This window comes from uncultured Formosa sp., assembly GCF_947500765.1.
Taxonomy (GTDB): Bacteria; Bacteroidota; Bacteroidia; order Flavobacteriales; family Flavobacteriaceae; genus Formosa.
Genome location: NZ_CANMTH010000002.1, coordinates 323,769 through 338,622, shown reverse-complemented (window position 1 = coordinate 338,622; position 14,854 = coordinate 323,769). Strand labels below are relative to the sequence as shown.

At 34.4% G+C, this 14,854-nt stretch carries 14 protein-coding genes; 2 read left to right on the top strand and 12 right to left on the bottom strand.

The genetic code is table 11. The features are described from left to right. Window positions 1–3 precede the first annotated feature (3 nt). The 11 genes from Q1B05_RS04555 to mraZ all read right to left on the bottom strand — a co-directional run bounded on the left by Q1B05_RS04555 (window position 4) and on the right by mraZ (window position 12,083). Window positions 4–729, bottom strand: coding sequence for a cell division protein FtsQ/DivIB (locus Q1B05_RS04555; protein WP_299778064.1), 726 nt, complete (start codon window positions 727–729; stop codon window positions 4–6). Next, window positions 719–2,071, bottom strand: coding sequence for a UDP-N-acetylmuramate--L-alanine ligase (gene murC, locus Q1B05_RS04550; protein ID WP_299778062.1), 1,353 nt, complete (start codon window positions 2,069–2,071; stop codon window positions 719–721). Before murC ends, Q1B05_RS04555 begins: the two co-directional genes overlap by 11 nt. Further along, window positions 2,072–3,169 carry an undecaprenyldiphospho-muramoylpentapeptide beta-N-acetylglucosaminyltransferase gene (gene murG, locus Q1B05_RS04545; RefSeq protein WP_299778060.1) on the bottom strand — a complete coding sequence of 366 codons (1,098 nt, stop codon included), beginning with the start codon at window positions 3,167–3,169 and terminating at the stop codon, window positions 2,072–2,074. It abuts the gene before it with no gap. Beyond that, complete coding sequence (locus Q1B05_RS04540) at window positions 3,169–4,365, bottom strand: FtsW/RodA/SpoVE family cell cycle protein (RefSeq protein WP_299778058.1); 1,197 nt, start codon at window positions 4,363–4,365, stop codon at window positions 3,169–3,171. The genes murG and Q1B05_RS04540 overlap by 1 nt, the downstream gene beginning before the upstream one ends. Then, window positions 4,365–5,696: a UDP-N-acetylmuramoyl-L-alanine--D-glutamate ligase gene (gene murD / locus Q1B05_RS04535; RefSeq protein WP_299778056.1), complete on the bottom strand. Its 1,332-nt coding sequence runs from the start codon at window positions 5,694–5,696 to the stop codon at window positions 4,365–4,367. The genes Q1B05_RS04540 and murD overlap by 1 nt, the downstream gene beginning before the upstream one ends. Further along, the gene (mraY, locus tag Q1B05_RS04530; RefSeq protein WP_299778054.1) at window positions 5,697–6,938 is read right to left on the bottom strand and encodes a phospho-N-acetylmuramoyl-pentapeptide-transferase; all 1,242 of its coding nucleotides are present in this window, start codon (window positions 6,936–6,938) and stop codon (window positions 5,697–5,699) included. 1 nt (window position 6,939) lies between these two features. Further along, window positions 6,940–8,403 (bottom strand): UDP-N-acetylmuramoyl-L-alanyl-D-glutamate--2,6-diaminopimelate ligase, encoded by a 1,464-nt coding sequence (locus Q1B05_RS04525; RefSeq protein ID WP_299778052.1) that lies wholly within the window; start codon window positions 8,401–8,403, stop codon window positions 6,940–6,942. Then, complete coding sequence (locus Q1B05_RS04520) at window positions 8,400–10,352, bottom strand: penicillin-binding protein (RefSeq protein ID WP_299778725.1); 1,953 nt, start codon at window positions 10,350–10,352, stop codon at window positions 8,400–8,402. The genes Q1B05_RS04525 and Q1B05_RS04520 overlap by 4 nt, the downstream gene beginning before the upstream one ends. A gap of 63 nt (window positions 10,353–10,415) precedes the next feature. Next, complete coding sequence (locus tag Q1B05_RS04515) at window positions 10,416–10,733, bottom strand: FtsL-like putative cell division protein (RefSeq protein ID WP_299778049.1); 318 nt, start codon at window positions 10,731–10,733, stop codon at window positions 10,416–10,418. Further along, window positions 10,730–11,626: a 16S rRNA (cytosine(1402)-N(4))-methyltransferase RsmH gene (gene rsmH, locus Q1B05_RS04510; protein WP_299778047.1), complete on the bottom strand. Its 897-nt coding sequence runs from the start codon at window positions 11,624–11,626 to the stop codon at window positions 10,730–10,732. The genes Q1B05_RS04515 and rsmH overlap by 4 nt, the downstream gene beginning before the upstream one ends. Then, complete coding sequence (gene mraZ, locus Q1B05_RS04505) at window positions 11,613–12,083, bottom strand: division/cell wall cluster transcriptional repressor MraZ (protein WP_299778045.1); 471 nt, start codon at window positions 12,081–12,083, stop codon at window positions 11,613–11,615. The genes rsmH and mraZ overlap by 14 nt, the downstream gene beginning before the upstream one ends. 293 nt (window positions 12,084–12,376) lie before the next feature. Here mraZ and Q1B05_RS04500 point away from each other — a divergent pair, with 293 nt between their 5' ends. Further along, a complete protein-coding gene (locus Q1B05_RS04500) occupies window positions 12,377–13,141 on the top strand; it encodes an alpha/beta hydrolase (protein ID WP_299778043.1) in 765 nt (254 codons plus the stop codon). Between the two features lie 12 nt (window positions 13,142–13,153). Beyond that, window positions 13,154–13,759 (top strand): ribosome biogenesis GTP-binding protein YihA/YsxC, encoded by a 606-nt coding sequence (yihA, locus tag Q1B05_RS04495; RefSeq protein ID WP_299778041.1) that lies wholly within the window; start codon window positions 13,154–13,156, stop codon window positions 13,757–13,759. On the opposite strand, the gene Q1B05_RS04490 is transcribed toward yihA, so the two are convergent. After that, window positions 13,756–14,850, bottom strand: coding sequence for an ABC transporter permease (locus Q1B05_RS04490; RefSeq protein ID WP_299778039.1), 1,095 nt, complete (start codon window positions 14,848–14,850; stop codon window positions 13,756–13,758). The two genes, yihA and Q1B05_RS04490, sit on opposite strands and share 4 nt — an antisense overlap. Between the last annotated feature and the right edge of the window lie 4 nt (window positions 14,851–14,854).

Genomic DNA, 14,854 nt, shown 5'->3' with positions numbered 1-14,854 from the left:
AGTTTAGTTTTTGGTGCACACCACTTGGTTATCGAATTGCAAATTAATAGTCTTATAATCGTTAAGAGTATCCTCTTTTAAAGCCTTTTTATAAAAGACTTTAAGATTATTTATTTTTTTATCTAGCTGATTTAAATCTCCTAAATACACATCGAAACGGTGTTGTCTTAACTTTAATGACACTTTTAGATTTTCATCTTGATGAATTTCTACAACATGTGTCTTTAAAAAAATATCATTATAAACTTTCTGAGCAATTTTAAAAACATTGCTCATGTTATTTTTCTCAATATGGCCAACAACAAATGGCACTCTAGCGGTAAAGTTAGACGACAGCGGCATGTAGCCCCCTTGATCATCTATATAAAAAGATGTGTCGTCCTGTACGCGAGCGATAGGTTTTTTTTGTTCAATATCTGCTGTTAACAAGCCGTTTACATCAACATAAACTTGTGCAGATTTGATAAACTGGTTAGAATTTAGGGCAAATTCTAGAGTATTCAAATCTAGAGTTTCTTTATTCATGTTTAAAACACCTTTCTCTTTTTGTATTAACAAGTTACTAACATTTTCGCGAGTTATATATAAATTATTATCGCCTTGAAAATGAATCGCAGGTTCAGACACTTTTCTTTGCCCATTTCTTACCGAAGCAAAAGCAAACAGAAACGATACCAATCCTGTTAACAGAATGAGTTTCACATATCCCCAATGTACTTTATCGGCCATCTAATGCGATTTTAATTGATTCAACTTCGACTCCAATATCTCCAGCTCCCATAGTAATTATGACATCTGCATCGCTGGCTAATATTTTTGAAATAAGATCTGATTTTGACACCAATTCTTTGTTTTCATTTTTAATTTTCCCTAACAACCATTTAGACGTTACACCTTCTATAGGCAATTCTCTTGCTGGATAAATATCTAACAACAACACCTCATCAAACTGAGACAAACTCTTAGCAAATTCATCTACAAAATCACGTGTTCTACTAAATAGATGTGGTTGAAAGACAGCTAAAACTTTTTTACCTGCATACATCTCACAAACGGCCTGATACACAGCATTAATCTCTTCTGGATGATGAGCATAATCATCTACAAAAACCAAATTATCTGTTTTTATTTGGTATGTAAAACGTCTTTTAACCCCCTTGTATAATGCTAAAGCTTTGGCGAGCTGTTGGTCAGGGCAACCATACTCGACAGCCATCGCCAAGGCTATTAATGCATTCGACAAATTATGTCTACCAGGTAGGTCAAATTGTATATCTTTAATAACGGTTGTTGGTGTCTTAACATCAAACACGTAAGCCCCATTTTCAATTTTTATATTTTGTGCGGTATAATCAGAATCATCTTCTATACCATATGTTATTCCTTGTATTGGCAATCCGTTTTTAACAAACAATATGCCATTGTCTTTTATCTTTTTAGAAAACTCAACAAAAGAGTCTTCTAACGCTTTGGCTTCACCGTATATATCTAAATGATCTGCATCCATAGATGTAATACAAGCAATGTCTGGTGATAACGTTAAAAACGAACGGTCAAATTCATCTGCTTCGACAACAGAAACCTCTACCCCTTTAGAAATATAATTCGAATTATAATTCTCACTAATCCCACCTAAAAACCCTGTTAACGGTACATTACATTCGTATAATAAATGCGCAAGTATACTAGTAGTGGTGGTTTTACCATGCGTACCTGCAACAGCTAAACAAAACGTGTTTTTAGTGACTAATCCTAAAACTTCCGAGCGTTTTAAAACAGTAAAACTTTTCTCGTTTTTAAAGTACACCAATTCCATATTATCTTTCGGAATTGCTGGAGTATATACCACCAAAGTAGTATCGTAATTTAAAAATGCACCATCTACATTTGCTATAGAATCGTTAAAATGAACATCGATACCTAAAGCTTCCAATGCACGAGTCACGTCGCTAGGTGTTTTATCGTACCCAGCAACACGCTTGTTATTGGCTTTGAAATAGCGAGCTAAAGCGCTCATACCTATTCCGCCAATGCCTATAAAATATACGTTATCTATGCTGTTTAAGTTCATTTAAATATTCAATAATTTTTCTACTTCGTTTGCAATATCTTTTGTTGCATTTACTAATGCTAATTTTTTTATGTTTTCGCCTAAAGCGTTTTGTTTTTCTTTTGATTCAATTAATTGAGAAAACTTATTTTCAAAATCGACATCTAAATCACCTTCCTTAATTAACAGAGCTGCATTTTCTTTTACAATAGACATCGCGTTTTTAGTTTGATGATCTTCTGCAACATTAGGAGATGGTATAAAAATAACCGGTTTACCTACAATACATAATTCTGAAACCGAACTTGCACCTGCCCTAGAAATAATAACATCTGCAGCAGCATAAGCAAAATCCATGTTATTTAAATAAGCATATACCTGAACATTTTTTGTATTACCATTAATTTTATATGCATCGTAATACAACTTTCCGCACTGCCAAATAATCTGAACATTTCGGGTTTGCAAATAATCGATCTCTTTTTCTATCAGCTCATTTATACGCTTAGATCCTAAACTTCCTCCTAAAATTAATAGCGTCTTTTTTTCTGGCACTAATTTAAAAAAGGCTTTAGCTTCTTCTCTTTTAGATTGAATATCTAACAATCCTTGGCGCACAGGATTTCCTGTTTTTATAATTTTATGGTTTGGAAAAAATCGATCTAAACCATCGTAAGCGACACAAATTTTCTGAACCTTTTTAGACAATAACTTGTTTGTTATTCCCGGAAAAGAATTCTGTTCCTGTATTAAACTCGGAATATTTTTTCCTGATGCCATATGTAATAACGGTCCGCTGGCAAATCCACCAGTTCCAATAACGACATCGGGCTTAAATTGTTTTATAATTTTTCTGGCAGCAAAAAGGCTACTTATTAGCTTAAATGGAAACATTAAATTCTTAAGCGTTAACTCACGCTGAATTCCTGAAATCCACAATCCTTTAATATCGTAACCTGCTTGAGGCACTTTTTCCATCTCCATTCTATCTTTTGCACCAACAAAAAGAAACTGAGCGTCTGGATGACGTTGTTTTAATTCGTTTGCAATGGCAATCGCCGGATAAATATGTCCGCCGGTTCCACCTCCTGATAATATGATACGATACGTTTTACTCATTATATTGCTTCCGATAAAATTTCTAACGGATTTTCTTCATCTATTTTTTCTCCTTTTGCCGAAGCTTCACTTCTAGCACTCACACTTAATATAATTCCTACAGCCAAACATGTCATCCAAATCGATGTTCCTCCACTACTAATTAACGGAAGCGTTTGTCCTGTTACAGGAAACAACTCTACAGCAACTGCCATATTTATTAATGCCTGTATTACTATTGGTAAACCTACACCAAGAACAACAAGTGTTCCAAAAATATTCTTTGCCTGATGAGACACTATAATAACACGCACTAAAAACCATAGATACATTGCCATTAAAACCACACCTCCTATTAAGCCATATTCTTCGATAATGATGGCATAAATAAAATCTGAAGACGATTGTGGTAAAAAGTTTTTCTGAACACTTTTACCTGGACCAACACCCTGAATACCTCCTGATGCTATTGCTATCTTCGCTTTTTCAATCTGATAATCTTCCTCTGTATCTTCTCCATTAGAGAAATTCTCTACACGACTCAACCATGTATCTACACGGTTAGGCATCGCTTCTGGAAAAGCCTTAGCTACCAATATAAACATAGCCAACGACAAGATTCCCAAACCTATTATTAATGCCAAATACTTAATAGGATACCCACCTAAAAAAACCAATATTAATACTGTTAAAAATATTAATGCAGCTGTCGAAAAATTAGCCGGCAAAATTAAAATAAGTATTAAGAAAACAGGCATCCAAAGCGGTAAAATTGATTCTTTTAACGTTATGGGCTTGTCTTCCATTTTAGACATATATCTCGCGACATACACCATTAAAACTACCGACGCAAATGTTGATGTTTGAAACGACATACCGACAATAGGAATCTGTATCCATCTACTTGCATTAGCACCATCTATAGTTGTTCCTTGCAGCATAGTAATACCTAACAACACTAGAGCTACAGGAATAAACACCATAGAGAGCCCTCTTAAATAGCGATACGGCATAAGATGAACCACATAGGTAATAAAAAAACCGACACTTAAATGCATAAAATGTTTTAAAAAGAAAGCAAAAGTACTACCGCTACCCCGCATGTACGCCAAATTACTTGCCGCACTATACACCGGTAAAAATGAGAATAATGCCAGCAAAGCAGCAATAGCCCAAATGGAACGATCTCCTTTTAATTTGTTTAAAAACTCTTGCATTATAAATTCCTTACCGCGTCTTTAAATTGTCTTCCTCTATCTTCATAACTTTCAAATAAATCAAAACTAGCACATGCTGGAGACAATAGGACATTATCACCTGCTTCTGCTATTTTGTAAGCCGTTTTAACAGCTTCACTCATAGATTGTGTTTCCACAATAATATCGACCATATTGCTAAAGTTTTGTAACAATTTCTCGTTGTTAACACCTAAACAAATAATAGCTTTCACTTTTGTATTTACAAACGGAAATAACGCTTCGTAATTATTCCCTTTATCTACACCTCCAACAATCCAAACAGTTGGCGCAGATACACTTTCTAAAGCATAATATGTAGCATTTACATTAGTGGCTTTTGAATCGTTAATATATTGAACCTTGTTAATTTTTAACACCTGTTCTAAACGGTGTTCTACACCCTGAAAATTCTCTAAACTTTCACGAATAGTCTGCTTTCTTATTTTTAATAAGTGCGCTACCGTCGATGCAGCCATCGCATTTTTAATATTATGTTTACCTTCTAATGCTAGGTCTTTTGTAGGCATAATTATCTGATTATTATCTATTGTTATTTTAATATTATTGTTGTCTAAATACGCGCCATTTTCTATTTTTTTATCTAAAGAAAACGGCAATAATTGCGATTGTACAGGATGTTTCATTAACCAATCTACTAGCACTTCATCATCAGCATCATAAATCAAATAATCATCTTTTGTTTGATTCATTGCTATTCTAAATTTTGAAGAGATATACTCTTCAAAATTATAATTATACCGATCTAAATGATCTGGTGTAATATTGGTAATTACAGCGATATGCGGATTAAAACCTTTAACCCCATCTAACTGAAAACTACTAATCTCAAGCACATAGTTTTTAAAATTATCTTCTAAAACCTGTTTTGCAAAACTGTCTCCAATATTCCCTGCTAATCCAACGTCTAATTCTTTGTTTAAAATATGATACGCCAAAGTCGCTGTTGTTGTTTTCCCATTACTTCCGGTAATGCCAAGTATGGTTGCTGATGTAAACTGGGCTGCAAATTCAATTTCAGAAATCACAGAAATTCCTTTTTCAAGCAATTGTTTTACCAAAGGCACATTATCTGGAATCCCTGGACTTTTCATAACCACATCTGCATTCAGAATTTTAGACTCAGTATGCTGAGTTTCTTCCCATTCAATCTCATTATGTATTAGAACGTCTTTGTACTTATTTTTTATTTTTCCCTTATCGGAAACAAACACTTCAAATCCTTTTTCTTTTCCTAAAAGCGCTGTCCCTACACCACTTTCTCCTCCTCCAAGAATTACTAGTCGTTTCATCTATCTAATTTTTAGCGTTACAATTGTTACGATAGCTAATAATATTCCTACAATCCAGAATCGGGTTACAATTTTACTTTCGTGATATCCTGATTTCTGATAGTGATGATGTAAAGGTGACATCTTAAAAATGCGCCGACCTTCACCATATTTCTTTCTTGTATACTTAAAGTAACCTACTTGTAATACTACCGATAAATTCTCTGCTAAAAAGATTCCGCATAAGACAGGAATTAACCATTCTTTTCTAACTGCAATTGCAATCACTGCTATAATTCCACCTATAGTTAAACTCCCCGTATCTCCCATAAACACTTGTGCCGGATATGTATTATACCATAAGAAACCAACTAAAGCCCCTACAAAAGCAGCAATATAAATTGTAATTTCCTCTACGCGTGGGATATACATTATATTGAGATAATCTGAGAAAATAATATTCCCTGAAACCCAAGCGAAAATTCCTAATGTGAATACAATTATTGCAGATGTACCTGCTGCTAATCCGTCAATACCATCGGTAAGGTTTGCTCCGTTAGACACCGCCGTAATTATAAAAATTACAATTGGGATAAATAACACCCAAGCGTATTTCGCAAAATCTGGATTAATCCAAGTAATTAAATCGGCGTAATCAAACTCATTTCCTTTTACAAAAGGTATTGTTGTTTTAGTAGATTGCACTTCTTCTGCAAAAAACTTACTTGGCAATGCATTTGGATTTTCTGCTAATATTTCTTGTTGTTGTGCGACTGGTAATTTTTCTTTAATAGCAACATTAGGATTAAAGTACAGAGTCGCCCCAACAATAAGTCCTAATCCAACTTGGCCAAGCACCTTAAACTTTCCTTTTAATCCTTCTTTATCGTTTTTAAATTTCTTGATATAATCATCTATAAAACCAATAGTTCCCATCCATAAAGTGGTTACAATAAGTAATAAGATGTAAACATTATCCAACTTCGCTAACAAAACAACTGGAATAAGCGTAGCTAGAATAATAATAATTCCACCCATAGTTGGCGTACCAGCTTTTTCTGTCTGACCTTCTAGTCCTAAATCACGAATTGTTTCTCCTACTTGCTGACGCTGTAAAAAATTAATAATTCGTTTTCCATAAACCGTAGAAATCATTAACGACATCAATATTGCCATTGCGGCACGAAAGGTTATAAACCCAAACAACGACGCTCCGGGGAATTGATAATGTTTTTCTAAATACTCGAAAAAATAGTATAGCATTTTATTTCTCTAGCTGTTTTAAATAATCTTTTACAATTTCGAGATCGTTAAAATCGAAACGTTCTCCCTTAATTTCTTGGTAAGTCTCATGACCTTTACCAGCAATTAATATAATATCGTTTGGCTTTGCCAATTGGCAAGCGGTTTTTATTGCTTGCCTTCTATCTACAATAGACATTGTTTTTTTAAAATGAATAGGTTCTACACCTTTTTCAATTTCTTCTATAATAACTCCAGGTTCTTCATTTCTAGGATTATCGCTTGTAAACACCACCTTAGTACTTAAAGTAGAAGCAATATCTCCCATTTCCGGACGTTTGGTCTTATCTCTATTTCCGCCACAGCCCACAACTGTAATTAAATCTTCATTTTTAGTTCTAATACTATTAATGGTTTCCAATACGTTTTGCAATGCATCTGGCGTATGTGCATAATCTACAATAGCGGTAATTTTAGTTTCTGAAATCACATATTGAAACCGTCCACTAACACTTTCTAATCCGCTTATTAATCTTAATGTTTCGTCTTTTTTTAATCCTAACAATTCGGCAACACCATAAATAGCCAATAAATTAGATGCATTAAAACGACCAATTAATCTAGACCAAACTTCATTATCGTTAATTTTTAACAACAACCCAGTAAACTGATTTTCTAAAATCTGAGCTCTATAGTCTGCATAATTTTTTAAAGCGTAAGTATGCTTTTCTGCTTTAGTATTCTGAAGCATCACTTCGCCATTTTTATCGTCTACATTTACCAAAGCAAAAGCTGTTTTAGGCAACTGATCGAAAAATATTTTCTTCACGTCACGATATTCAGCAAACGTTTTATGATAATCTAAATGATCGTGCGACAAATTTGTAAACACTCCTCCAACAAAATGAAGTCCTTCAGTTCGTTTCTGATGAATACCGTGCGAGCTTACTTCCATAAAACAAAACTCGACACCTTCTTCATTCATCATACTCAAATATGAGTTAATTGTTAACGAATCTGGTGTTGTATGTGTCGCTGTATATTCGTGATTATCTATTAATATTTTTACTGTTGAAAGCAATCCAACCTTGTATCCTGCATTTTTAAATAACTGATATAAAAGTGTAGCAATCGTAGTTTTTCCATTCGTTCCTGTAACTCCTACAAGTTTTAAATTTCCTGAAGGATTACCGTAGAAATTAGAAGCCATTATAGCCAAAGCAATTTTAGAATCGGCAACCTGAACATAAGTCACTCCATTTACTCTTTTTTCCGGAATACATTCGCAAACCACAACTAAAGCTCCATTATTTACAGCTACCTCTATAAAACCATGACCATCGGCTACAGTTCCAGAAATTGCTACAAACACATCATTCAATTCAATTTTTCTTGAATCGAAAGCGATATTATTAACCTGTACATTGGTTGTCCCAACAACAGTATCAATAGCTACTTTATATAATATATCTTTTAATAAACTCACGATATTTTTAATACTACTTTTTGATTCTTTTTTATTTTTTGTCCTTTAGGAATTGACTGAGACTTCACTTTCCCTAAGCCATCCATCTCTACTTTTAACCCTAAATTTTCTAATAACGCAACAGCATCCATTACAGGCAACCCGACTACTTTTGGCATTATTGTTTTATACGTTTGAGCTGTTTTATAAAAATCTTCAAACTCTTCATTAACCGATTTATCTGCCACTTGAAGCGAATTAACCTCATCTATAATTGGCGTATCTGTAAATATTTTTTGAGCGATACTTTTAAATACTGGCCCAGAAACATCTGCACCATAAAATCCCTTTTTAGTACTTGGCTTATGAATAACCACAATGCAAGAATATTTAGGATGATCTGCAGGAAAATATCCTGCAAACGAAGACACATAACGCTTATTATTTTTCCAATCTGCCATCCAATATTCTGTTCTAGCAGTTCCTGTTTTTCCCGCCATTGAGAAATACGGATTATATAACGACTTCCCTGTTCCGTGTTTTACTACATTTTCAAGAATAGCCTGAACTTCTTTCACTGTTTCTTCCGAACAAATTTTTTCATTTATCACCTCTTTATGAAATGTTTCTATCGGTGTATCTAATTCTTTTACACTATAAATAAAACGCGGTTTTACCATAACACCATTATTCGCTATAGCATTATAAAACGTTAAGGTTTGCAGTGGTGTTACACTTAAATTATATCCATAAGCCATAGATGGTAAAGCATTTCTACTCCACTTAGCATCTCCTGGCGCAGGAATAACAGGAACACCTTCTCCTTTAATAGGAATCCCTAAAGGTTTATCCAAATGCCAAGACCTTAATTTTTCGATAAATTTCTCTGGATTCTTAGAATATCCCTCATCAATAATTGTTGCTAAACCAATATTAGACGACACCTCCAAGGCACGCGCTACAGAAATTTTCCCAAAACCACCATGATGAGAATCAGAAATTGAACGTCCATAAAATCGTTTCGATCCATTTTCCGTATCTACTACAGTGGCCGTATCTACCACTTTATCTTCCAAAGCAGCCACTAAAGCCATTGTTTTAAACGTAGAGCCTGGCTCATGAGATTCTCCCACTGCATAATTTAGCTTCTCGTAATAGCCCCCACTTTTAGTGCGTCCTAAATTAGAAATTGCTTTAATTTCACCTGTAGCAACCTCCATTACAACAACACAACCATGTTCTGCTTCATAATACTCTAACTGCTTCAATAATGCATGATGCGCAATATCTTGAATATTAACATTAATCGTTGTATAGACATCATAACCATCTTTAGGCTCTATCTGATTATAATCCGCAATAGGCTTCCATTGCCCTTTACCTATATTTTGTTTTAAACGCTTCCCATCTGTTCCGCGCAAATACTTTACTCCAAAGGCTCCATCGATACCAGGACGCGTTACATTTCCCTGTTCATCTATTCGTTCGTAACCAATAGTACGTTCTGCCATGCCACCCATTGGATGTTCTCGTTTTGTTTTTTGCTCAACGATTAAACCTCCTTTAAAAGCACCAAGCCCTAAAAGAGGAAAATTTCGCAAACGGATATAATCTGAATACCCAATATTTCTTGCTATTAAATGATATCTATTTCTATTCGCACGCGCTCTTCTCAATACATTTTGATAGTAACTAGAAGGTTTCCCTCCAAAGACATGAAGCGAATCGCATAACGGTTTTAAATATTTTTCGAAAGTTTTAGAAGACGGAGTAACCGCATCGAAACGAATATCGTACTTAGGCACCGAAGTTGCCAAAAGACTACCTTCAGAATCATAAACATTACCACGATTTGCAGGAATAGTTACAGATTTTATAGTACGTTTTTCTGCTAGACTACGATATTTATCACCATCAATAAATTGAATAGAACACAACTTAAACAGCACAGCTATAGCAAAAAGGAACATACATCCTGCCACAAAATATAATCTGTTTAATATGTTCTTTCCGTTTGTTGCCAAGTTTTAACTTTAATTTTTAATATTAACTTTAATTTTTCTTGGTGGAATTTCAGAAGGCACCAAGCCCTTCTTTAACATTTTTTCTACTATTGACGATTCCATTTTAATCCGCATTAACCGAGAACGACCATCTATAAAAGCCGATCGCAATTCCTTCACATCATCTCCCAGCTTTGCAATCTCATGAACTTTCCGATCTGCACTATGCGAACTCGCTATCATTATAAAAGCCAAAAACGATACAAACACAATAACACGCCAATTCTTAAACGAGTCATCACTAACAAGAAAAGTTCCTTTTAAAATACTATAAGTACTTTTCCTCATATCTTCTCAGCTATTCTAAGCTTAGCGCTTCGAGCCCTATTATTTAATTTCACTTCTTCTGCCGACGGCACTATTAAACCACCAACTTTTTTTAACGGTACTTCAAAGTTTCCATACACATCACGCTCAGGTTCGCCTTCAAACATTCCATTTCTCACAAAACGCTTTACCAATCTATCTTCTAAGGAGTGATAAGAAATAAAACTTAATCGCCCCTCTGGCTTCAAAATTTCTGGTGTTTGCTCTAAAAACTCCCTTAAAGCCGCAATTTCCTGATTCACTTCTATACGAATCGCTTGATATATTTGAGCCAAAATTTTATTCTCCTTTCTAGGAGGCAAAAAGCGCTGCAATGTTTTCTTTAACTGAGCACTTGTAATAATAGGTTCTATTTCGCGCTGTTCAACTATAGCTTTAGCCATCGCTACCGACGGTCTTAATTCTCCATATTGCCACAACACATCACGAATCTGCTCTTCATCATAATCATTCACCACATGATATGCAGATAGTTGACTAGCCTGATTCATACGCATATCTAAATCCGATTCAAATCGTGTAGAAAACCCTCGTTCCGCAACATCAAATTGATGAGACGACACGCCAAAATCTGCCAAAACACCATCTACTTGTTTCACACCGTAAAAACGCAAAAAACGTTTCACATATCTAAAGTTTTCATGTATTAACTGAAAACGTTCATCATCTAAAGCATTTTCTAAAGCATCTGGATCCTGATCGAATGCAAATAACTTTCCATTCGGACCAAGACGTTTTAAAATCTCTTTACTATGTCCGCCACCACCAAAAGTCACATCTACATATACACCGTCTTCCTTAATATTAAGACCGTCTACAGTTTCCTTTAATAATACCGGGTTATGATATTCCATAATCTTCATCATCTTGTCCCATAACTTCTTCAGCTAAATCTGCAAAATCATCAGCCGAGCCACTTATGCTCAATTCATACTTATCTTTATCCCAAATTTCAACAATATTTACAGCCGAAGCCACAACTATTTCTTTTGAAATCCCTCCAAAAACAGCTAAATCCTTCGGAATTAACAACCGACCTGTACCATCTACCTCTATCATTTTTACACCTGCTGTAAATTTTCTAATAAAATCGTTGTTCTTTTTCTTAAACCTATTTAGCTTATTTAGCTTCTGCATTAAAGCATTCCACTCCTGCATTGGGTACAATTCCAAGCACGGATTAAATACAGAACGCTTAATTACAAACCCATCTTGCAAGACCACACTCAACTGCTTTTTCAACGAAACAGGAAGCATCAATCTGCCTTTCGCGTCTACTTTACATTCGTATGTGCCTATTAATGAGTTCAAAACAATTTTTGGGAATTACATTCTACAATTGTCAAATATATTGAAAAATATACCACTTTTTACCACAATATACCACTTTGTTGATAAATTTATGAACACACCTTACTATCTAAGCCTCTTAGCATGTACAAAAACAGCTTAGCTCTTGACTTAAAATCTATTAGCTAAAAAAAATTACTCTATATTTTCCTTTGAAAATTTAATATGAAAAAGTATTTAAGCTGAGTCGCATTAAATAGGTTATTATAAAAATGAAATACCTATATTTGTTTGTTGATGATAATGACTAATTAATGACGCATCGCTTAAAAAAAGAGAAGAATTTTAGCTACATGGAAGTGGGTGAAGGACAACCCATAATTGTATTACATGGGTTAATGGGCGGATTGAGCAACTTCGACGCAGTTTCAAACTATTTCAGTGCTAAAGGTTACAAGGTTGTAATACCTGTACTACCTATTTATAGTATGAGTTTACTGAAAACGAATGTGAAAAATTTCGCAAATTACTTACATGATTTTATTGAATATAAAGGATTTGACAATGTTATTCTGCTAGGAAATTCCCTTGGAGGACATATTGGTTTATACCATACAAAACTTTTTCCTAAAAAAGTAAAAGCACTTATAATTACAGGTAGTTCTGGTTTATATGAAAGTGCTATGGGAAGTGGATACACTAAAAGAAGTGACTACGAAGTAATCAAGAAAAAAGCACAAGATGTTTTTTACGATCCAGCTGTAGCTACCAAAGAAATTGTAGACGAAGTTTACGAAACTGTAAACGACCGGAACAAACTAATTAAAACTTTAGCTATTGCTAAAAGTGCAATTAGACACAATATGGCCAAAGATTTACCCGTAATGCAAGTACCAACTTGTATTATTTGGGGTAAAAATGATATTGTTACTCCTCCAGAAGTTGCTGTAGAGTTTCATAACCTTTTACCAGATTCAGATTTATTCTGGATAGATAAATGTGGGCATGCTGCTATGATGGAACACCCTGATGAATTTAATAATATATTAAACTCTTGGCTAACAGCTAGAGGACTATAACCATAGAGAATTATGCAAATTAAATCGGCTGAGTTTGTAGTGAGTAATTCGGATGTTTCCAAATGTCCGAAAGACAGAATCCCTGAATACGCCTTTATTGGACGTAGTAACGTAGGAAAATCGTCGCTTATAAACATGCTTTCCAACCGTAAAAGTCTTGCCAAAACCTCTGGAAGACCTGGAAAAACACAACTTATAAATCATTTTTTAATTAACAAAACATGGTTTTTAGTGGATTTACCAGGATATGGTTATGCACGTGTATCTAAAAGTGCGAAAAAAACATTTCAGAAATTTATTACGCAATATTTTAGTAAACGAGAACAATTAATATCTGCGTTTGTATTAGTTGATATTCGCCACAACCCGCAACCTGTAGATTTAGAATTTATGGCTTGGTTAGGCGAACACAGTATTCCGTTTTCAATAATTTTTACAAAAGCTGATAAACTAAAGCCTATGGCTATTGAAAACCATATTAATACTTACAGAGATATTTTACTTGAAACCTGGGAAGAAATGCCAAACTATTTTGTAACCTCTTCTTCTAAAGAAATGGGGAAAGACGAGTTACTACAATATATAGATGATATGAATGCGAATTTAAAAACGGACTAATTTTTTACATCCAACGCATCTCGCAAGGCATTTCCTATTAACATAAATGCCATTACTAAACTCATTATACAAAATCCAGGTATAATTGCTAAATAAGGTTTTCCTAAGATTATATAATTATAGTGATCTTTTATCATGGCTCCCCAACTTGCCATAGGCGGTTGCGCACCAATACCCAGAAAACTAAGCCCGCTTTCTATTAGAATTGCTGAAGCGAAATTAGCTGCACAAATTACAATAACTGGAGCCATAACATTTGGCAGAATATGTTTCGTTATAATTCTATAATCTGTATACCCTAACGCTCTTGCTGCCGTAACATACTGCATTTCCTTAGCACTAATAATCTGACCACGCACCACACGAGCCACTTCGACCCACATTGTTAAACCTACCGCTATAAACACTTGCCAAAACCCTTTACCTAAAGCCAAAGTAATTGCTATAACTAACAATAAGGTAGGAATAGACCAAGTTACGTTTATAACCCACATAATTACAGCGTCTACTTTTCCTCCATAATATCCAGCTATACTCCCTAAAGACAAACCAATAATTAAGGAAATAAAAACAGCTACAAAGCCAATAAAAAATGAAATCCTTGCACCAACTAAAACACGACTTAATACATCGCGACCATATTTATCTGTACCTAAATGAAATGTTTTAGGAGATACCAATTCTGAAATTTCTGATACTGAAAACGCTTTTAAATCTAATTGTTTTTCTTCACCTATTAATCCGTCAGATGCATATTCTGTATATAATAAGGTGTTGTTTTTAATTTTAGATTTTGAAATAGGAATTTCCGTTTCTGTGTTTATAGTTCCGAAAAACACTTTATCTATAAAGTTCTGTCTGTTTTTAATTTGAGAAGGTACTGTAAGCATCTTAACAGTAAAGCCAGGTCTTTTAGAGTGTACAGACAAATGCATTTGATTAGCATGCTGCGAATGATCTGGAGCTAAAACATACGCGAATACAGACACCAAACCGACTAGAATAATGAAACAAAAGCTAAAAACGCCCCAGAAATTATGTTTAAATTTTTGGAGCGCTAATTGTTTTAACGACTGTGTTTTACCAATCATTAAT